Below are 20,115 nucleotides of genomic sequence, written 5' to 3'. Positions count from 1 at the left end.
TGGCCTGAGCGGGGTCCCCACGCCGTGCAGGACTCACGGCAACCGCAGCCCACCAGGATCACGGCCATCGAGTTGCTCGAACAACAACCGCAGCATTCCCGCGGCTTCCTCCGCCCGCACCGCGCCCTCCACCCGGTAGCTCACGTCGAAGCTCTTCGTCCGCACCGCGCATCGCCTGGCAGGATCCCGCCCGTGGAGGCGCACGATGACGCGCCCACCGGGGGCCGACGGCGTGAACGTCAGCGTCACCAGAGCGCCCTCGGCTCCACGCGCGCGCCCGACCTCCTGCAGTGCCCAGCTCCCTCCGAACCTCATCCCCACGTGAAGGTCCAGTGGCTTCAGGAACTCTGCGAGCACCGCCTGCTCGCTCCGTCGCGGCCCGGCGTCTGCGGTGAGTGAACGCCCGACCCCCGCCGCATCTGCGAAAGCGGCATCTCCCCTGACCACCTTCTCTCCATCGTCTCGACCAGGACCTCTCACGCCCCTGCGCGGCGCGAGCACCTGCTCCTCCCAGCCGTGCTCGAACACGTACGAGTCGCTCAGCCCAACGCACGCTCCTGCCGTCGAGCCACCGGGTCGTGCGGGCGCCTCCTGGCAGACCCCCTCATAGATGCACCCATAGCTGGGCTCCCGCTCCCAGTACCGATCCTCGATCAGCGACGGCGGCTGCCCGTCATCGTGACAGGCCGCGAACTCTCCCAGAAGGCATCGCGGAAACCACTTCACCACGGGCGGGATCCCCCGCATGACGCAGCGCCCGAGTGCCTCCAGCAGCGGCTCTCGCACCTCGCTCACCCGCGCGTTCATCCCCCGTGCGCCTTCCTCGTCCCCTCTCGGCCAGTAGTTCCAGAACTCCATCGATCGCGGACCGAACGGCGCCACCAGCGACACGATCTCCGGGAGTACCTCGAAATTGGCCTTCACGATCGCCGTGTTCGTGAACAGCGCGGCCCCGCTCTCGGCCACCGCCTCGATGCCTGCCAGGATCCGCCTGAACGATCCTCGTCGCTGCGTGACGGCATCACACGTCTCCGCGTCCGGTGCGTGCAGCGAGATGAACAGCTCGTCCACGCCTGCATCGAGCAGCGCTCTCAGATACGCCTTGTCGACGAGCCGCACCCCATTCGTCTGCAGCCGCACGTGCTCGATCCCTGGCAGCTGTCGCGCCGCCTCCACGTAGGCCAGCAGATCCTTCGCCAGCGTCACCTCTCCGCCGCTGAAGATGATCCGCTTCGCTCCCCGCAAAACGGTCGGATCTCTCGTCGCGCGCCGCATCTCCTCCAGCGACGTCCCCGCGTACACGTCGAGCGCGTCCTCGACCATGCAGAACGTGCAAGCCAGGTTGCAGCGGAAGGCGAACGTCACCAGCAGGCTCTCCGCCCACCACGCCTCTGCCCGCGGGATCGGCGCGTGCTCCTCACGGACCGAGGGAAGGGGCGGCGCGAGCTGAAGCGCCTTCGCCCGGGGACGCTCAGAAGCTTCCATAGATCCCCGTCTTGCGCGGGGAGACCACCCCTCCTGCGCGATCGAAATCCAGACCCACGTCCCAGAGCAGGTGATCCAGCGCCGCCGCCTGCGTCGTCGTCAGCGACGCCAGGGCCTCGGGCCACCCATGGGTGCGCAGGAACCACGTCAGCGCGGGCGTCCGGATGCGCGAGAAGTAGACCGCGTCGGAGGCGCGCTTGTTCGCGACGCACATCTTCCCGCAGCGTCGCAGCGGCGGAGGCATCAGCGTCGCCAGCCCATCGCGATCCGGATCGAAGTGAACCGACGACCGCAACCGGTGCAGGATCATGTCCACCTCCGTCCGTGGATCATGGAACGTGTATACGTTCTCGAACGTGAACTTGTCTCCCGACAGCTCATAGCTCCGCATGTCGATGTACACGTGCGCCGCCACCCGGCCTCGCTGCGCGAGCGCCTCGGAGGACACCTCGATCGACACCATGTGCCAGGGCAGGGGGAACGGCTCCCGCGCGTCCACGTCCACCGAGGGGGCCAGAATCTCCCGCAGGCGCGGGAGCGACACGTCCGCGTGCGCCCGCTCCCAGTCGTAGAAATACAGCTCCCAGGCCATCGCTTCCGTCGCGTGGACGCGCTTCACGCCCCAGACCGTACGGAAGGCTCCGAGGCCTTCGCGTACACAGCGCACGAGCCGGAGCCCCTCTTCTTCCAGGCCCGCCAGCGCGAACGACTCCACCAGGAGCGCCAGCGAGCGAAGCTTCCCTTCTGCTGGAGCGACTGGTGTGTAAGCCCCCAGCACGTAGTCGTGGAACTGATCCTCTGGGCCGACGCGCTCGAACGACGTCCGTGCCCTCGGCGCTGGCGGGGCACTCCCTTGCACGGTGGGCAGCGAGGGCCTCGCGGCCACCGTCACCACGACTCCCGGGTCGACGACGCCGGGGGCTCGTCGGCCGAGGCCTTGTTCAGGATCCGCGCGCTGATGGAGCGCCATGTCGTCGCGTCGGTCTCGAAATCCTCGTGCCTCCGCGCCTCCGAGCCGTAGGGCGCCGGCCATGTGTTTGGCCCCCGGATCCACTCCGCCCTCGGGAAGCCCATCTGCTTCTGTCGCGGCGAGCGCAGGGAGCCGACGCTGAGCATCGTCGGTGGCTCGACGAAGCCGCCCTCGTTGACCGCCGCGCGGAACGCCCTGGCGCTGCTCCCGGCGCTGATCAACGTCTGGCTCAGGGTGAGCGAAGGCGAGGGCTGCACGATCACCTCGGGCGAAGATGGCTGCGGATCCCGCGTGATAGACAGCAACCCCAGCACGTCACCGCTCTCCGGATCGAGCAACGACTGCTCCATCCCCAGCAGGCTCACCCCCGTCCCGCCAGGTACCCGAGGCCGGCGCTCCAGCGCGTTGGACACCAGGTAGAGCAGCGAGCGCCCGTAGGACTCCACGTGGTCCTGAAGCTCCGCCTCGTCGGTCAGCGTGAACAGCGTGAACCTTCGCACCTGCCCCGCCTTGATTGCCGGCATGAACGTGTCCCGGAAGGCTTCGATCGGGCACGCAGGCGCCAGCAGTGCCGCCGACTCCACGGGCAGCCCCAGCCCCATCTGTCCGCGCATCGGCCCCCCCTCGATCTTCTTGCCCCGGTCGGCGGTGATGAGCTGCACCAGCGGCGCAAGCAAGAACACTCCCGCCGAGTGCCCCACGAGGTGCAGCTCGATGCTCGGGTCCTTGATCATCAGCTCGGCGATCCGCCCGATCGCCTCGCGCACCCCGCCGGCGTCGGCGTCCATCACCGCATCCCCGGCGGCGAGCTTCATCCGATCCCACTCGGCCTTTCCGCCCATCCGCCGCACCATCGGCTCCAGCGCGTCGTCGCGCCGATCGATCATGAAGCTGAACTCCCTGGGATCGTAGCCGTCCTGCCGCCTGCCTTCGGCTGCGCGGTGCGCGATCTCCACGAGCCGCGCGTAATGGTCGGTCTCCCACAGGAACTCGAGCGGGTAGATCTCCTGCTGCAGCAGCTTCGGCCGCAGGCGCGACATCCGGTCGACGACCTCGAGCTGCCTCCGCAGCCCTCCGCCTGCGATCAGGAGCAGCCGCTTCTTCTTCCAGTCGCGCGTGATGCTCGGGAAGTCCTCCTCGATGATCACCCGGACATCCTCGGACGTGGTCCCGTAGGCGCCGCGCCGCTGGAGCTGCCCGTGATCATCGATGCTCACCAGGTGGGGTCGCAGGTCTGCGAACGTCCGACCGGCGTACGAGACCCCCCGCCGCTCGCGCGCGCTGTTCAGCCGCATGGGCGCCCCGAGCCGGCCCACCCAGGCGTCCATGCCGAAGCTCAGCCAGTCGTCGTAGCTGATCCGCGCGAACCCGTCCTTCCCCCACTCCGGGCCCCACGAGTTTTGCAGCCAGAACCCCTCGCTGTCGTACCCCACGATCGCGAACGCATGCCCACCCCATGGCGCGATGAACGGGTTCGACCGATCCACCGGCGCGAGCACCCCGTCCTCGCGCGTCCCGTAGTACCAGCCCCCGAGCGGGATCAGCGCCGACGCCACGATCACTCCGACCTCGGCGAGAGCGTTGTGCATCAGCGGGATGTCCTTGTGGTTCACGCGCTGGTACAGCCCCAGCGGGCGCAGCGCCGCGTCCTCGGAGCGCTCCTGCGTCAGCGCCCCGTAGAGATCGTTCGGGTCCCAGGGCCACCGCTCACCCGAGCAGACCCCGTGCTTCTGCCACCCCTTCATCGCCCCGCGCAGGCTCGAGCCCTTCGCGTCGTCCTCGCCCGGGTACTCGTCGTACTTCCGCGCCATCGTGTACAGCATGTTCTGGCTGACCAGCGCGCTGTCTGGATCGATCTGCCGCTTGCGCAGCAGGTAGTGCGCCATCGTCGCCGTCGCGAACCCCGTGCAGCCGTTCGCCCGGCCCTGATCGAGCACCGGGATCTCGTGCTTCTGGAACTCCTCCAGGGGGATGCGTGGCGGCACCTCCGCCATCGTCGGGCGGTACAGGCTGTCACGGAAGTCGAGGACGTCGGCGCGGGCGTCGATCCACGCGCCGAAGCGATCGGAGAAGCGTTCGGATTCCCTCATGGACGGTGACCGACGAGCAGGCGGCGATCTTCGCACGGAGGGGGCGCTCCGAGCAAAAGGCGCAGCGCCGTGCCCCGGTCGTGCGCGCAGGAGAGGCAGTGTCGCGTCTGCCTGGCACGGCACGGAAGCTGCTCTTCCATGACCTGGGCACCCCTGCGCGCCCCACCGAGGACCCATGTCTGCGCCCCAGTCTGCGAACGACGCGCCCGATCGACCCGACGCCACGGCCTGGCACGCCCTCGGTCCTGACGACACGCTCGCTCGACTGAAGAGCAGCGAAGACGGCCTGACGCCCGAGGACGCTGCGCAGCGGCTCGTGGACAGCGGTCCCAACGTGATCCCGCGCAAGCGCCGCGAAGGCGTCCTCGCCCTGCTCGTTCACCAGATCCACAACCCGCTCATCTACGTCCTGCTCGGCTCGGCGGTGCTGGCCATGGTCCTCGGCAAAGCGGTCGACGGTGCCGTCGTCCTTGCCGTCGTCGTGCTCAACACCGTGGTCGGCTTCGTCCAGGAGCTGCGCGCCAGCCAGGCCATCGAGGCGCTGAGTGGCATGGTCCCGCAGAACGCGGTGGCACTCCGGGCGGGCAAAAAGGTGTCGATCGCCGCCGCCGAGCTCGTGCCGGGCGACGTCGTCCTCCTCGAAGCCGGCGACCGCGTCCCGGCCGACGTGCGCCTCCTCTCTGCCCGGAACCTCCGCATCGAGGAGGCTGCCCTCACCGGGGAGTCCGTGCCCGCCGACAAGAGCCTTCCTGCTTTGCCTGAAGACACCGAGCTCGGCGACCGGTGTGACCTCGCCTTCGGTGGCACCATGGTCGTCAGCGGTGCTGCCAGCGCGGTCGTCGTCGAGACTGGCAGCTCCACCGAGCTGGGCCGCATCTCTGCTCTCCTCGACGAGACGACCGAGCTGGAGACCCCGCTCACCCGCGCCATGTCGCGTGTCGCGCGCACGCTGACCCTGGCCATCCTCGGCGTCTCCGCGCTCATCGTCGGCGTGGCCCTCTTCCGCGGCTACCCCCTCGTCGACGCCGTGCTCTCCGGCATCTCCCTCGCCGTCGCGGCCATCCCCGAGGGGCTCCCGGCGATCATCACCATCGCCCTCGCCATCGGCGTCCAGCGCATGGCCCGCCGCCGCGCCATCATCCGCAAGCTCCCCGCCGTCGAGACCCTGGGCAGCACCGCCGTGATCTGCTCCGACAAGACCGGCACCCTCACCCGGAACGAGATGACCGTCCGGGCTCTCTGGACCCCTGCCCTCGACGACGAGCCGCTCGAGTTGACCGGCGTCGGCTACACCCCCGACGGGGAGCTCCAGCGCGCTGGCGCGTCGATCGACCCGTCCGACGACGTGACCGCCCTCCTCTTCGCAGCGGCGCTCTGCAATGACGCCCGCCTCGAGCGGCGCGACGGCGAGGAGCCCACCCTCACGGGTGATCCCACCGAGGGGGCGCTGCTCGTCGCAGCCGAGAAGGTCGGTATCTCCGTCGACGCCCTGCGTGACGAGCGAGGCCGCATCGACGCCATTCCTTTCGCGTCCGAGCGCCAGTTCATGGCCACCTTGCACGGCGGCGCCGAGGGGGCCCGCATCCTCTACCTGAAGGGCGCGCCCGAGATCATCCTCGCCCGCTGTTCCCTCGACGAGCCCGAGACGTCCGACGTGCTCTCTCGCGTCGAGCGGATGGCAGAACAGGGCATGCGCGTCCTCGCCTTCGCCGAGCGCGAGGTCGATGGGGGTCGGGACACCGTCGACGAGGCCGATGCCGAGGGAGGGTTCACCCTGCTCGGCCTCATGGGGATGATCGATCCCCCGCGACCTGAGGCCGTGGAGGCCATCGCCGCGTGTCGTCAGGCCGGCATCACCGTGAAGATGATCACCGGCGACCACATCAGCACCGCCAGAGCCATCGGCGAGCAGCTCGGCCTCCTTGCGACGGGAGAGAAAGCCCTGTCTGGCGCCGAGCTTTCCAGAATGGCCGACGGCGCCTTGCGACAGGCCGCGCTCGACACCCACGTATTCGCCCGCGTCGCCCCCGAGCACAAGCTGCGCCTCGTGCGCGCCCTCCAGGCTTCGGGGCGCGTGGTGGCGATGACTGGTGATGGCGTGAACGACGCGCCCGCTCTGCGTCAGGCCGACATCGGCGTGGCCATGGGCATCACCGGCACCAGCGTCTCCAAAGAAGCTGCCGACGTGGTGCTCACCGACGACAACTTCGCCAGCATCCGCGCTGCGGTCGAGGAGGGCCGGCGCGTCTACGACAACCTGGTCAAATCGCTCGCTTTCGTGCTCCCCACCAACCTCGGCGAGGCGCTCATCCTCCTCATCGCCGTCCTCTTCTTCCCGGTCGTGGGCGGCTCCCCGCTCATGCCCATCACCGCCGTCCAGATCCTCTGGATCAACCTCGTGGCCACCGTCGCCCTGGCGCTCCCGCTCGCCTTCGAGGCCATGGAGAAGGACGTCATGACCCGTCCTCCGCGCGACGCGGACGCCCCCATCCTCAGCCCCTTCGTCCTGTTCAGGACCGCGCTCGTCGCCGTCCTGATGGCGGCCGGCGCGATCGGCCTCTTCCTCGTCGACTACCACCTCGCCCTCCAGGCTGGCGAGCCTGCCGCGCGTGCCGCACGGGAGGCGCAGACGCTCGCCGTCACCACCGTCGTGCTGTTCCAGATCTTCTACGTCTTCAACTGCCGCTCGCTGCACCGCTCGCTGCGCAGCGTCGGCCTCTTCTCCAACCCCTGGGTCTACGCGGGCGCGCTCCTCTTGCTCCTGCTCCAGGTCGGCTTCGTCTACCTGCCCTTCATGCACACCCTGTTCGGCTCTGCCCCGCTGTCCTTCACGGCCTGGCTCAAGTCGGCCGCGGTGGCTGCGCTCATTCTCCCGATCATCAGCGCGGAGAAATGGTGGCGCTCCCGGCGTGCCCGTCCCTCGGGGGGTGAGACGGCGAGCCCCTCCGAGAGAGCACCGAGAGAACCCCGCCATCGCATGGACCGGCCGGTGCGGGTCTGACAGGTCATGGACCGCTTCCTCGCGATTTTCAGCGTCCAGCTCATGCAGCGCGCCTCGGTCGTGGCGTGCTGCCTCTTCACGACGAGAACGCGGACCTCGCAGGTCCCGGAGGATCTCTCATGAAACCTCGAAAGACCGAGCGAACCACGCCCGCGACCGACGCGGCCGAGGGCGCTTCCGACAGCGCCCCCGCCGATGGGTCGACCTCCCGTCGCCCCAGCACGAAGCGCTCCGAGCGCCCCCCGCGCAAGGCTCCTGCAACGCGCCGCGCTCGCGCGAAGAAGTCCGAGTCCCTCCTCGGCGAGGAAGCGCCCTCTCGTGCCCGAAAATCCCGGAGATCTTCTGGGGGGCGTGGAACCGCGAGGCCAGGAGACACGGCACCCGAAAGCATGGCGTCGGAACCAACGACCGAGCCGAAGGAGGCGACGACGAAAGCGCGCCCGCGAGCCAGGACGAGGAAGGCCCGCCCGCAGGGGGCGACGGAGGGGCGCCGGACGAGCGACGCGCGCTCCGAGCTGCCGAGGCGAGCCCCTGCAGCAAAGCGTGCCGAGCGCCGTCCGAAGGAGCGGGTCACTGCGGAGACCTCATCGCGCGACGCCGACGGCGAACGGCCGGGAAGGAACGCTTCGCGCACGTCGAGTCCAGCGGAGCCGACGAGACGGACGAGACCGAGAAGGACGAGGGCGAAGGCGGAGGCGCGACCATCGAGCCCCGCGTCGCCGGAGGCTGCATCCTCGAAGAGCGTACCGGCGCGTGGGCCGACCCCCGACCTGCTCATCCAGGCTGTGCGCGGCGCCGTCCGAGCACGACGAAGAGCGCAGGCCAGGCGCTGGCAGCTCGGCGATCTCGTCCTGGGAGCGCTCCAGGTCCTCGCGAACCACCTGACGCCCGCACTCCATCCAAGGCCCCCTGACGTACCAAGGCGGCGGGCAGGCGATGCGCCCCGCACCTCGCGAACAGGCCCCAGGGCGCGCAGCGCCGGTCGCTCGTGACCCGGTGCTCGTGACCCGGTGCTACCCGACCGTCGCGTCCTGCCCGAGGCCCATGAATCCTCCCCGAGGCGGCTGGATCCAGCTCGTCGCGTGCATCCGCGAGCCGCCCCCCAGCGCATGCACGATGAACGCGCGTCGCGGCCGGTCCGACCGGTTGGGACCCGACCCGTGGTACGTCCGCCCGTGCGTCAGGATGATCGTACCTTTCCTCGCCGGCAGCAGCACAGCACGCTCCGGATGGGGCGGCGCTGGCAACCCCTGCTTCCGGCCCAGGGCAACGTAACCTGCGTCCCCCAGCACCAGGCGCGTCCCGAGCCCTGCCCGGTGGCTCCCCGGGATCACCGACAGACAGCCGTTCTCCTCGTCCATGCCGTCGAGCGCGACGAACGCCAGCACGAGCGTGTCGGGCTCTGCGCTCAGGTACCAGGAGTCCTGGTGGAACCCGAACTGCACCACCTCACTCCGTGGCTGCTTGTAAATGAACGCCGTCTGCACCACCCCCGCAGGCTCGGGCACCAGCGACGCAAGCGGCTCTGCCACCGCCGCCGAGCGGCACAGCGCCGCGATGCGCGGATCCACCTGGTGCAGCCCGTGGCCCACCCGCATCACGTGCCGCTCCCAGTCCACTGGCTTCAGTGCGCGCGGCGGGCCTGCCGCTGGATCGACGAACACCTCGACCCCTTGCGCCGAGCGCCGCAGCGCCGACCAGAAGCCCACGTCCTCTCGCTCCCCGCGCACATGCTCGCCCGCGACCCCCACGATCATCTCCGACAGGTGCACGCAGAGCGCATCGCACGCCGCCCGCGGGAGAGCGTCGGCCAGCACCAGATACCCCTCCTCTGCGAACCGCGCCCGCGCCGCCTCGGTGAGCCTCACGTCGGTCGCTCCGTCCCGTGGAGGTAGTGCTGAAGCCCCTGGTGCATCGTCTCGATAGCCCTCTCGCCCTCGCCCAGCAGCAGCTCCGAGAATCCGCTCGACGCCATCCCTCGTTGCAGCTCCGGCAGCAGATCCACATCGGCGCCCATCACCGGACCGAGCGGCGCCTCGCCGTGACGGATCCGACGCCGCTGCGGCAAAGGCCGCACCCCGCGCCCTCCCTCACCCCCGGAGCGCTCGTAGGCCTGCTCGTCGAAGTAGGTCACCTGCGGATCCTCCGGGTGCGGCCGGTGTCGGTAGATCTCCAGCCGATGCAGCGTGAAATTGAGCTGCACGTTCGGGAACACGTAGAGCTGATGCTTGTCGAGGAGCTGCGCCTCTTCGAGCCCTGGCAGCGTCCACCCAGCCGCCGCCGCGCGCTCCTTCGCCGCCGTGAGCAGCGCCGGCCGCACCGACCCTGGATCCCCCTCGAAGCGCGCCGGATCCAGCCCGCTCTGCTTCAGCAATTCCCGCAGCGCCCCCGCGACCTTGCCCTCGTACGGTGTCCCTGGTGACGGCGCTCCGACTGGCACCGTGATCCTCCCGTGCAGCCCCAGCCGCTCCACGGTGATCCGCGTATCGTCCACCACCGCGCACAGTTCCGGGTGCAGACTCCGCAGGTGGTACGCCTCGTTGGACACGTCGGCCGACGTCTTCCAGTTGCAGGCAATCTCCACCGTCAGATCGTGCGTCAGCCGGTATCCCCTGGCCTCGTACGCCACCAGCTTCGGCAGCAGCGGCCCCAGGAACACGTCGAGCGACTCGGCCTCCGCATCGAGGCACACCCACACGAACCCCCCCAGCTCCTCGCAGCGCAACTCCGAGAGCCCGCGCGGCAGCGCCTCCGGCGCACAGCGCATCCCGGGTGCACGCAGGAGCGCCCCATCGAGCCCGTAAGTCCACGCATGGTAGGGACAGCGGAAGCTCTCCACGTGGCCCCTGTCCTCCGCACACAGCCGCGTCCCCCGGTGCTGACACACATTGTGGAACGCGCGCGCCCGCCCTCCCGCATCACGGGAAAGCAGCAGCGACTCGACGCCGGTCTCGAATGTGAAGAAGCTCCCCGGTGCATCGAGCATCGATGCGTGCCCTGCGAGCAACCACACCCGTCGCCACAGCCGCTCCCGCTCCAGCAGCAGCGCCTCACGGCTCAGGTAACGATCCTTGGGGATGCGGCGCAGGCTCACCGAGCGATCTCCGTCGCCAGCACGTAGTACAGGTTCAGCTTGTCGTCGCGCCCCACGGGCGTCGACAACCGCCGCGGAACGAGCCGCGCCCCCTCGGCCTCCAGCCTCGCCAGCGCACCGCCCTCGCCAAGCACGTGCGCTGCTGCTGGCAACAGCGTCCGTAGCGTGCCCCAGCTCAGGCCCGTATCCTCCAGCGCGACGTCGATCTCCACGGCCTGCGCCACCCCCGCGGCCTCTGGTCCATCGATGCGATGGATCCCCAGCACCTCCCGGAGCTGCCGACACCCGGCCGCCGCCAGCGCCTCGAACAGCGCCGCAGGCCCCACCTGCTCCATCGCCGCGCGCAGCCCCACCCGCACATGCCTCACGTAGAGCTTGGCGCCGACGAGCTGCCCGTGCGGCCCCAGATCCAGCCCCACGAGGTGCAGCGCTCCCCGGGCCGGGAGCGTCCCCGCGAGCCGCGCCCCGAGCAGCCGCTCGACCAGCGCGACCCCGGCCGCTCCAGCACCGTCCCGGAGCTGGAGGTACAGCTTGAGCCGCAGCCCTCCCGGCCCATCGTCTGCGAGCCCGAACAGCGGCTGCGCCACCACGGGATGACGCGCCGCACGCGCCACCCGCTCCACCTGAGCGAGCACCGCCTCCCCGAACGGCGCGCAGAGCGCGCGCAGCGCCAGCGCTCCCCCCTCGGGATCCGCACGAAATCCAGGCAGCGCGTACGACAACCTCCGCTGCGTGCAGCGCGCCCCCTCGCGCCCCTGCCTCCCTTCCCAGGACAGCGATGGCTCGAGCACGTCGCCGTACCGCCCCCGGTCCGCAGCGAACAGCGCCAGCACCTGCTCCAGCGAGCGCGCCACCGCAGGGGCCGGCTCACCCTCCAGGCGTGCCCACGCAGCGAACAGCGCCCGGTAGGCCTCCACGGGCGCGTTCCGCGACAGCGGCTCGTGCGCCGCCGTCGCCTGATTCCCACTCACGGCGCCACCGGCAGCCGGCGCACGCCACCGGGGCGCGCCGACAGGCTCGACGTCACCCCGAGCGCCTCCTGCACGGGACCGTGGAGCCGCCGCAGCACCCGATCGAGAAGCCGCACCGCCCCGTCGCTCAGACGCACCCCTGACCCCACGCGGTAACTGAAGGCCACCCCGTCCAGCATCCGGTAGGCGCGCACCGCTCCGGCCGCCGGGACGGCCTCCAGCACGAGCCGCGTTTCCCGCGTCTTGAAGGTCATCGCGAGCTGCGCTGGCCCTTGCGACCCCTCCACCAAGCTCCAGATCCCGCCGGTCACCTCGCGCAGTGCCGACGCCATCACCTCCTGCAGCGCGGGCGGCATCGGCCCGGGCGCGGCAGGAGCGTTCCCGAGCACCCCCACCTGTGAGGCCCCGCTCGCTCCGTTCAGCCCGGCACTCGCCTCTCCTTCATCACCAGCTGCACCAGCGACCCCGCGCGCCGCGCCCCCCTGACGCTCCCCGCCTCGGTCCCCGCCCCGGCCCACCTCACCGCTTCGGCCCACCTCACCGTTCCGGCCCACCTCACCGACCCGGCCCATCCCCACCGAACCCGTCGCGCTGCCTCCTCCGACCCCCTGAGCTCCCGCGCTCCTCCCGAAGCGCGCCACATGCTGCGCGACCGACCGGCGTGCGCGCTCCGGAGCAGGGAAGGACCACATGTCCGCGCTGATCTCCCCGTCCACGCGCCCCACCGTCTCCACCAGCCAGGCCCGCTCCCGCGCGAGCGCCTCCTCCGACCACCCCCGACACGACGCCATCCGCAGCGTCACCGGATCGAACTTCATCTCGAACGACGCCGGCGCCCGCGTCATCAGCGCATCGGGCAGCACCAGGCAGTGGAACACCCGCACCTTGCAGGGCAGCTCCCGGGCCCGCTCCACCGTCTTCCGGAACGCCTCCGGGTTGTCGCCCGGCAGCCCCAGGATGATCTCCACCTCCACGTGGGCGAGGCGCGACAGCTCCTCGATCACCTGCGCGAACTTCGACTCCTTGAACGGCCGGTGGTTTGCGTCGAGCGTCTCCTTGTTGAACGACTGGAGCCCCACATCGAGGCACGCCCGCGGCACCCCGCTCAGGAACTCCAGGTGCTGCTCGGTCAAGTGCGTCGGGTACACGCAGGCGAACAGCATCGCGTCCCGGAAGAACCCCACCTGCCGCTCGGCCGCCGCCAGGTTCCGGAAGGCCCGCGAGTTCAGGTTCAGCGCCGCGTCCACGAGCTGTGCGCTCGGCGCCCCCGCCTCCTTCAGCGCCCCCAGCTCGGCCGTCAGATACGCCTCCGAGAAGATCCGGTCCGGCTTGTTCAGATCCCCCCACTGACAGAACGCGCACGACAGCGGGCACCCCCGGTAGGTCTCCAGCGGCACCGTGCGCCCCCCGTGGATCAGCCCCATCCGCGCAGGGGAGGGGAGGTCGTCCAGCCGGTGGATCTCCTCGGCGGGCAACGTCGGCGTGAAGCCGCTCGATGTCGACAGATGGAGCCCCGGGATCCCCCGGAGCGCCTCTCGATCCTTCGGCCGCGCCCGCACCAGGTCCCGGAAAATCTGCTCCCCGTCGGTCGCCACCAGCGCATCCACGACCCCGAGCGACGCCCGCCAGGGGGGCAGCGCGAACATCGCCGCCCGTGCCGAGGGCCCCCCCATCACCATCAGCCGGTCCGGCCTGGACCTCTTCAGCCGCCGCGCCACCTCCAGGAAGGTCGCGAAGGACCACGTGTAGGTCGAGAACCCCACCAGGTCGGCGTCGACCGCCTCCACCTCTGCCACCCAGGCCTCCGGGTCCTGGGTCTGAGACTCCACCAGGTGGACCGCGACGTCCGACAGGCTCGGATCCGAGAGCAAAGCGGCCTGGATCCGCCGCACCCCGTAACTGAAGGGCGTGTAGTCTGCGCCGGAGATGCGGGGCTCCATGGAGAGCAGCGCGACACGGCCGGAAGAGGGCATTGAACCCAGCGTAACAGGGTCATGTTCCTGACGTCAGCGTTCGCCGTGGGCGCATCTTCTGGGGCACGTGGGAGCCCGAACCGGATTCGGGGATTCCCCGATTCGCGCGTTAGGGATTTTGACGTAGATCCAAGGGCTCTCGTGACGGGCCATCGCAAAACGATCCTGGTCGTCGATGACGATCAAGACATTCGGGATACGCTCACCGAACTCCTGGTGGACGAAGGGTACGACGTACTCAACGCCGCGCACGGCGGCGAAGCGCTCGCCACCCTGCGCAGCCAGACGAGGCCGAACCTCATCCTCCTCGACCTGATGATGCCGGTCATGGATGGCTGGCAGTTTCGCGCCGAGCAGAGCAAGGACCCGGAGTTCGCCGACATCCCCGTGGTCGTCGTCTCGGCCACGGGCAAGGACGACAAGGTGGCCAAGCTCGGCGCGGTACAGCTCCTCAAGAAGCCGATCCGGCTCGAGGAGCTACTCGACGCGGTCAGCCGCCACATCCGCTGACCACGCCCGACGTCCTCCTGGAGTGAGTGGAGCGAGCCTTCGCCGCGGCACATCGCGGCCGATACCTCCACGGAGAAGCGTCCATCGATGGCCCAGCGTCCTACCGCGTCGCGTGGGTCGAGCCATCCCCGCGTGCCCCGTGCGCTCCAGCCCACGTCCCGCCAGGCGTCGACCCGCTGAACCTTCGGCGCGCGTTCAGACCGGTTCGACAGCCAGCGCCTCGTTGCTGACCCGCCGGTCACGTTGCTGACGGGCCTCCGAGGACAGGATCCCGTCCTGGAAGATCCGTTGGACCTGCGTGCACCAGGCCACCAGGTCGGGCCGCTTGTCCTGCTGGATCAGCTCGCGCACCAGCCGCTCGTAGCCTCCCGAGAGCACGGCGGAGGCCAGCTCGGGATCGAGGTCGGTGCGGTACAGGCCTGCCGCGATCCCTCTGGCGAGCAGCCTCTTGCTCCTGCTCGCCACCCGCACTGCGAACTCGTCGATCAGGTAGGCGTACGGCGTGCCCCCGCCGCCCGCGAGCATCATCCGGAGAAGCGAGCGGTTCTGCCAGCAGAACTCCAGGATCGACACGTGGTGCTCGCGCACGCGCTCGAGCAGCTCCCCGGCCGTCGCCGGCAGCCCCTCGAAGATGTCGTCCGGGGGCTCCGTCGTGCTCGCGAGCCGCGCCACGAAGCCCTCCACGATCTGCTGAAAGCAGTCTTCCTTGCTCTTGAAGTGCAGGTAGAACGCGCCCTTCGACACGCCGGCGCGACCCGTGATGTCCTCGACCCGCGCGCCGGCGAGACCACGTTCCGAGAAGACTGCCTCGGCAGCGCGGAGAAGCTCGATCTTGATACGGCGGTCGGCGACACGAGGCATGGTTGACTGGCCAGTCAGAATGCGGGTGTGCCGCGCAACCGTCAAGCATCTCGCGTCAATCTTTTTCAGAGGGGTGAAACCATGCGCGGTGGGGCAGGGCAGGAGAGGGGCGAGCGAACGGAGCCCGGAGCGGATCCTGATCAGCCCGCTTCGCGGAAGCGCTAGCGTGCTCCGCCGATGACAGCCTCCACCACCGAGGGTGATCACGGCAAGGCCCGCATGGGGACGCTGATGCTCGCCGCCCTCGGCGTGGTCTACGGCGACATCGGGACCAGCCCGCTCTACGCGGTGAAGGAGTGCTTCAGCCCCCAGAGCCTGCACCGCGTCCCGGTCACCCCGGAGAACATCCTCGGCGTGCTCTCCCTGGTGTTCTGGTCGCTGATGATGGTGGTCACGGTCAAGTACCTGTCCTTCATCACGCGCGCCGACAACGAGGGCGCAGGCGGCATCCTGGCCCTGCTCGCGCTGGTCCCCACGCGCGAGGGACCCGAGGGCCGCACACCGAGCGCAAAGCGGCGGCTCTTCTTCCTCATCGTCCTCTTCGGCGCGGCGCTTCTTTACGGCGACGGCGTGGTCACCCCGGCCATCTCGGTGCTCTCCGCGATGGAGGGTCTCGAAGTCGCGACGATGAAGCTGAAGCCCGCCGTCGTCCCACTCACCTGCGGCATCATCCTCGCGCTCTTCCTCGTGCAGAAGCGCGGCACCGCCGGGGTGGGGAGGATCTTCGGCCCGATCACCTTGCTCTGGTTCGTCGTCATCGCGGCGCTCGGCCTGAAGGAGATCGTCCGTAACCCGGGCGTCCTCCTCGCCATCTCCCCGGACCACGCCGTGACGTTCTTCCTGGAGAACAAAGGGCACGGCTTCCTGATCCTCGGCTCCATCGTCCTCTGCATCACGGGCGGCGAGGCCCTGTACGCGGACATGTCCCATTTCGGGCGCCCTCCCATCGTCCGCACCTGGCTCGCGATCGTCTGGCCCGCCTTGCTGCTCAACTACTTCGGTCAGGGCGCGCGCCTGCTCGCCGAGCCCGCCGCGGCGCAGAACCCCTTCTACGCCCTCGTCCCCTCGTGGGCGCTCTACCCCACGGTCATCGTCGCCACTGCCGCCGCCGTCGTCGCTTCCCAGGCCCTGATCTCGGGCGCCTACTCCCTGACGCAGCAAGCCGTGCAGCTCGGCTACTTCCCTCGCGTCACCATCGTCCACACCTCCAGGACCGAGCACGGCCAGATCTACATCCCCGAGATCAACGCCGCGATGCTCGTCGTGTGCCTGGTCCTCGTCCTCGGCTTCCAGAGCTCCAGCGGCCTCGCCGCCGCCTACGGCATCGCCGTCACCGGCACGATGACCGTCACCACCCTCGTCTACTACGTGGTCGTCCGCGAAGCCTGGGGATGGTCCATCTGGAAGGCGGCCCCGCTCGCCGCGCTCTTCCTCGCCTTCGACATCCCCTTCTTCGTCGCCAACTGGGCCAAATTCCTCCACGGCGGCTGGGTTCCTGTCGCCTTGAGCCTCGTTGTGTTCGTGGTGATGACCACCTGGAAGACCGGCCGCGCGCACCTCGCCGAAGCCTTCCGCAACGCGCTCCTCCCCCTCGCGACCTTCCTCGACGACGTGAAGCAGACCGCGCCCCACCGCGTCCGCGGAACGGCCGTGTTCATGGCCTCGAACCCGGATGGCACCCCGCCCGCCCTCCTGCACCACTTCAAGCACAACCAGGTGCTCCACGAGCAGGTCGTGCTGCTCTCCATCCAGGTCGCCAACGTCCCCGAGGTCTCCGACGAGCGCCGCGTCTACGTCGTCGATCTCGGCCAGGGCTTCTTCCAGGTCACCGCCCACTACGGCTTCTTGCAGACACCGAACGCCCCCTCCGTCCTCTCGATGTGCAACGCCTACGGCCTCACCATCGAACCTCGCCGCACCAGCTACTACCTCGGCCGCGAGACGCTGCTCATCGACGGCCACTCCGGCATGTCCCGCTGGCGCAAGGTCCTCTTCGCCTTCATCTCGCGCAACGCCCGCCCCGCGACCGCCTACTTCGGCCTGCCCCCGAACCGCGTCGTCGAGCTGGGCATGCAGATCGACCTGTAGCTCGTGGCTGTCGAGCCGACTGCAGGGCATCAGCCTCACCTGCGAGGCCGTCTGGAGCCAGCATGCTGTGCCGAGGGTGTGCCGCGGACCCGCTGGCGGGGCTTGGGAACCGCTGGTCCGCCTCGATGGCAGGAGAAGATTGACGGCTGGTGGATGCCGGCTCACCCTTTTTGGGTCATGAGACGGGCACAGAGTTCGGCCACCAAGAAGACGGATGAGAGCGAACTGAAGCCTCTCCAAGCAAAGTTTCTGGAGCGCGGTTCCAACGCGCTCAAGAGCCTCGCCGCCGAACTCCAGCCCGACGAGCTCGCTCAGGTCCAGCGCTCATCCAGCGACTACATGGCGCTCATCATGGCACTGCAGCAGCCGAGCGCGCGCAGGGCCTTCAAGGACCCGCTCGCTCCGGCGCGTGTTCGAGGCGTGAAGGCCCTCGCAGCGCTCCTCGACGATGAAGGCGGTCTTCTCGACGCCGGAGAAGTCGCGATCCAGCTCCGGATCCCCCTCGACGAGGTCGAGGAGCGACGGGGCGCAGGAGAGCTGATCGCCGTGGAGCTGGAGCACCAGACCTACGGATATCCCGCCTGGCAGTTCGTCGGGCCCATGCTGCTTCCGGACATCGACAAGGTGCTGGTGATCCTGGCAGGAGACCCGCCTCTCACCCGGATGCGCTTCTTTCTGTCGAGCCATCCTCTCCTGGGCGGCAAGCGCCCGCTCGACATGCTCCGCCGCGGCGTGCTGGATCCAGTGATTCGAGCCGCTCAGGTTTTCGGGGAACAGGGGGCGGGGTGATCGCTCCGTCCGTGTCCCGGCGCCGTCTTGCCATCTCTGGCTGACTCCACGCAATGGCTCTGGATCCGCACCCGAACCCGCCTTCGGACTGGGCTCGACTCGAACCCCTCATTCGCAAGTTCCGCCGCGCGTGGTTCAGAATTCACCGCACGATGCACGAGCCGATGTTCTTCGGCCGCTCGGGAGCGAATCGCTTCGACGCACCGAGGGAAGAGTTCGGTGTGCTCTACGCTGCCGCAGATGCGCGCGGCTCTTTCATCGAGACCATGGGGCGCTTACCTGCGCACCGGCTCGTGCCGTGGGCGGAGATCTCCGCCCGCGGGCTCGCGAAGATCACACCGAAGCGCGCGCTCCGGCTGGTCGATCTGACGAGTGAGGGGCTCGCTCGCATCGGCGCTGACTCGCGTCTGACATCCGGCGACTCCTACGACCTCTCCCAGAGGTGGATACTGGCTCTTCACGAGCACCCGGAAAAACCGGATGGCATCGTCTATCGCTCCCGTCACGATCCAAGCCGACTCTGCGCTGCGCTCTTCGATCGGATCGCCCCGGATCTCGATGTCGAGAAGCTCGGTACCCTGGCCGCTCCCGACCACACGAAGCTGCTGGCCAGCATCCTGAACCGCTATGATTTCGGTCTCGTCTGAGCCTTCCCGCGCCCCCTACGGGTGCTCCTCGGGCGCCTCGCTCGGCCCCGTGTAGCGCGCCCGCGGCCGCAGCATGAACCCCGCGGCCCGCTGCTCGAAGGCGTGCGCGATCCAGCCCGCCGTGCGCCCCATGGCAAACAGCCCCGCCGCCGCCCCGCGGGGCAGCTCCAGCGCTGCCGAGACCGCCGCGAGCCCAACGTCCAGCGACGGCGGCTCCAGCCCCTCGGCGCGCGTCGCCTCCACCAGGGCGAGCAACGTCCCCAGCCGCGAAGACCGGCACTCCCTCGCCACGCCTGCGGTCTCCAGCGAGAGCGCCGTCTCGACGAGCACCACCGCCCGGGGATCCCCCGCCCGGTAGAACGGGTGCCCGAACCCCGGCACATCCTGCCCCCGCGCGCGCCGCCCCTCGATCACCTGCGCGGCCCGCTCCGGACACCCCGCCTCGTCGATCAGCGCCTCCACGAGATCGCAGCACCCCCCGTGGCGTGCCCCCGACAGCGCCGCCACCCCGGCGGTCACGCAAGCCCACAGATCGGCGCCCCCCGAGGCTGCGACACGCACCGCGAACGTCGACACGTTCAGCTCGTGATCTGCCGACACCACCAGCGCCTGATCGATCGCAGCCGCCGCCTTCTCCGCGAGCGGCCCCCCGAAGGCGCGCAGCACCCGCCGCGCGAGCGACCGCTCCGACAGCGCCGCCTCCACCGCCTCCACCCCGCGGCCCAGCCCCACCAGCGCTCCCAGCGCCCCCACGATCGCCCGCGCGTGCGAAAGCTCCTCGCCCGACGCCTCCCCTCCAACCGCGAGCGCGCGAGACGCCGCGCCTCCTGCGCCGAGCGCCGCGATGGCCACCGCCAGCGTCGTGAACGGGTGAGCCCCCTCGTGCAGCAGCGCGGCGATGCGCTGCACGGGCGGCCTGGGAGGCGCATCCCACGTGAGCGGCTGTGCCTTCGCGCCCGAGTCCTCCGAGCCCCCCGTCGCTTCCAGCATCTCCGACGCTTCCACTACGCCAGCCGAGTCAGCCGCGTCAGCCGCGTCAGCCGCGTCAGCCGCCCCGGCTGCCCCCTTCACGCCCGTCGCCCCAGCCGCCCCGGCGGCCCCCAGCGCGTCCGTCGCCCCGGTCCACAGCAGCTCCGCCACCGCCTCGAACGACACCCCCGCGCGCGCCAGCCCCACCGCCTCGTGACCCCGGTACAGCGGCCCGTTCGCCCCGATCCCGGTGAGCGCCGACTCCAGCACCGGCTCCCCCCACCGCAGCGCCGCTGCTGCCACCGGCCCGTGCCCCGAGCGCGCATCGCTCCGCACCTTCAGCCGCTCCACATCATCGCGCAGGTACAGCCGCGCGCGCCCTCGCCCTGACGGCGTCCCGCGCAACAGCCCCCGGCTCACGTACGCATAGAGCGTCTCGCGCTTCACATCGAGCAGCGCGGCCGCCTCCTCCCCCGTCAGGTAGTCGGATGGTTGATTGTCGATTCGAGATTGATCAACCTTGCCCACTCCCCAACATTATCCCCGTCCACGCGAGACGTGCGACACGCGCGGAGCCCCTCCCAGGGCGTCGTCCCGCGCGTGCCGGACGGGCCAGCGCGCGTGGTCACACCACGAACGGGCCCCGCGGAGCGGCCACCCCTGAACG

At 69.9% G+C, this 20,115-nt stretch carries 14 protein-coding genes; 5 read left to right on the top strand and 9 right to left on the bottom strand.

What is annotated here, in order from left to right; translation table 11 throughout:
• Positions 1 to 33: 33 nt before the first annotated feature.
• The 3 genes from CMC5_RS31815 to CMC5_RS31805 are packed head-to-tail and all read right to left on the bottom strand — an operon-like array spanning position 34 to position 4,545.
• Positions 34 to 1,485 carry a radical SAM protein gene (locus tag CMC5_RS31815; protein ID WP_050433923.1) on the bottom strand — a complete coding sequence of 484 codons (1,452 nt, stop codon included), beginning with the start codon at positions 1,483 to 1,485 and terminating at the stop codon, positions 34 to 36.
• The gene (locus CMC5_RS31810) at positions 1,472 to 2,455 is read right to left on the bottom strand and encodes a hypothetical protein (protein WP_050433922.1); all 984 of its coding nucleotides are present in this window, start codon (positions 2,453 to 2,455) and stop codon (positions 1,472 to 1,474) included. Before CMC5_RS31810 ends, CMC5_RS31815 begins: the two co-directional genes overlap by 14 nt.
• Positions 2,374 to 4,545 (bottom strand): C1 family peptidase, encoded by a 2,172-nt coding sequence (locus tag CMC5_RS31805; protein ID WP_050433921.1) that lies wholly within the window; start codon positions 4,543 to 4,545, stop codon positions 2,374 to 2,376. The genes CMC5_RS31810 and CMC5_RS31805 overlap by 82 nt, the downstream gene beginning before the upstream one ends.
• A 175-nt stretch (positions 4,546 to 4,720) precedes the next feature.
• Between CMC5_RS31805 and CMC5_RS31800 the strand changes: the two genes are divergently transcribed.
• A complete protein-coding gene (locus CMC5_RS31800; RefSeq protein ID WP_063796385.1) occupies positions 4,721 to 7,546 on the top strand; it encodes a cation-translocating P-type ATPase in 2,826 nt (941 codons plus the stop codon).
• Positions 7,547 to 8,559: 1,013 nt separating this feature from the next.
• Here the strand turns inward: CMC5_RS31800 and CMC5_RS31790 are convergent.
• Genes CMC5_RS31790 through CMC5_RS31775 form a run of 4 tightly spaced genes read right to left on the bottom strand, consistent with a single transcriptional unit; the run spans position 8,560 to position 13,584 of the window.
• Complete coding sequence (locus tag CMC5_RS31790) at positions 8,560 to 9,414, bottom strand: phytanoyl-CoA dioxygenase family protein (protein ID WP_050433919.1); 855 nt, start codon at positions 9,412 to 9,414, stop codon at positions 8,560 to 8,562.
• Positions 9,411 to 10,640 carry an aromatic ring-hydroxylating oxygenase subunit alpha gene (locus CMC5_RS31785; RefSeq protein ID WP_050433918.1) on the bottom strand — a complete coding sequence of 410 codons (1,230 nt, stop codon included), beginning with the start codon at positions 10,638 to 10,640 and terminating at the stop codon, positions 9,411 to 9,413. Before CMC5_RS31785 ends, CMC5_RS31790 begins: the two co-directional genes overlap by 4 nt.
• Positions 10,637 to 11,611, bottom strand: a complete 975-nt coding sequence (locus tag CMC5_RS31780) for a hypothetical protein (protein WP_050433917.1) — start codon at positions 11,609 to 11,611, stop codon at positions 10,637 to 10,639. The genes CMC5_RS31785 and CMC5_RS31780 overlap by 4 nt, the downstream gene beginning before the upstream one ends.
• Positions 11,608 to 13,584: a B12-binding domain-containing radical SAM protein gene (locus CMC5_RS31775; protein ID WP_050433916.1), complete on the bottom strand. Its 1,977-nt coding sequence runs from the start codon at positions 13,582 to 13,584 to the stop codon at positions 11,608 to 11,610. The genes CMC5_RS31780 and CMC5_RS31775 overlap by 4 nt, the downstream gene beginning before the upstream one ends.
• A gap of 21 nt (positions 13,585 to 13,605) precedes the next feature.
• On the opposite strand from CMC5_RS31775, the gene CMC5_RS31770 reads away from it, so the two are divergent.
• Entirely contained in the window at positions 13,606 to 14,094 is a 489-nt protein-coding gene (locus CMC5_RS31770; protein WP_082362969.1) for a response regulator, read from the top strand.
• Between the two features lie 195 nt (positions 14,095 to 14,289).
• Here CMC5_RS31770 and CMC5_RS31765 read toward each other — a convergent pair whose 3' ends face one another.
• Positions 14,290 to 14,955, bottom strand: a complete 666-nt coding sequence (locus CMC5_RS31765; RefSeq protein WP_050433914.1) for a TetR/AcrR family transcriptional regulator — start codon at positions 14,953 to 14,955, stop codon at positions 14,290 to 14,292.
• A 177-nt stretch (positions 14,956 to 15,132) separates the two neighbouring features.
• Between CMC5_RS31765 and CMC5_RS31760 the strand changes: the two genes are divergently transcribed.
• The 3 genes from CMC5_RS31760 to CMC5_RS31750 all read left to right on the top strand — a co-directional run bounded on the left by CMC5_RS31760 (position 15,133) and on the right by CMC5_RS31750 (position 18,479).
• Positions 15,133 to 17,043 (top strand): potassium transporter Kup, encoded by a 1,911-nt coding sequence (locus CMC5_RS31760; RefSeq protein WP_050433913.1) that lies wholly within the window; start codon positions 15,133 to 15,135, stop codon positions 17,041 to 17,043.
• A 177-nt stretch (positions 17,044 to 17,220) separates the two neighbouring features.
• Positions 17,221 to 17,832, top strand: coding sequence for a hypothetical protein (locus CMC5_RS31755; RefSeq protein ID WP_050433912.1), 612 nt, complete (start codon positions 17,221 to 17,223; stop codon positions 17,830 to 17,832).
• A 53-nt stretch (positions 17,833 to 17,885) separates the two neighbouring features.
• Positions 17,886 to 18,479 carry an RES family NAD+ phosphorylase gene (locus CMC5_RS31750; RefSeq protein ID WP_050433911.1) on the top strand — a complete coding sequence of 198 codons (594 nt, stop codon included), beginning with the start codon at positions 17,886 to 17,888 and terminating at the stop codon, positions 18,477 to 18,479.
• 15 nt (positions 18,480 to 18,494) lie between these two features.
• On the opposite strand, the gene CMC5_RS31745 is transcribed toward CMC5_RS31750, so the two are convergent.
• Positions 18,495 to 19,976: a citrate synthase family protein gene (locus CMC5_RS31745; RefSeq protein ID WP_050433910.1), complete on the bottom strand. Its 1,482-nt coding sequence runs from the start codon at positions 19,974 to 19,976 to the stop codon at positions 18,495 to 18,497.
• Positions 19,977 to 20,115: the final 139 nt, after the last annotated feature.

Origin of the sequence: Chondromyces crocatus (assembly GCF_001189295.1) — a bacterium.
GTDB lineage: Bacteria > Myxococcota_A > Polyangia > Polyangiales > Polyangiaceae > Chondromyces > Chondromyces crocatus.
The sequence above is the reverse complement of the archived record's forward strand: the minus strand, read 5'-3'. Positions and strand labels throughout refer to the sequence as shown.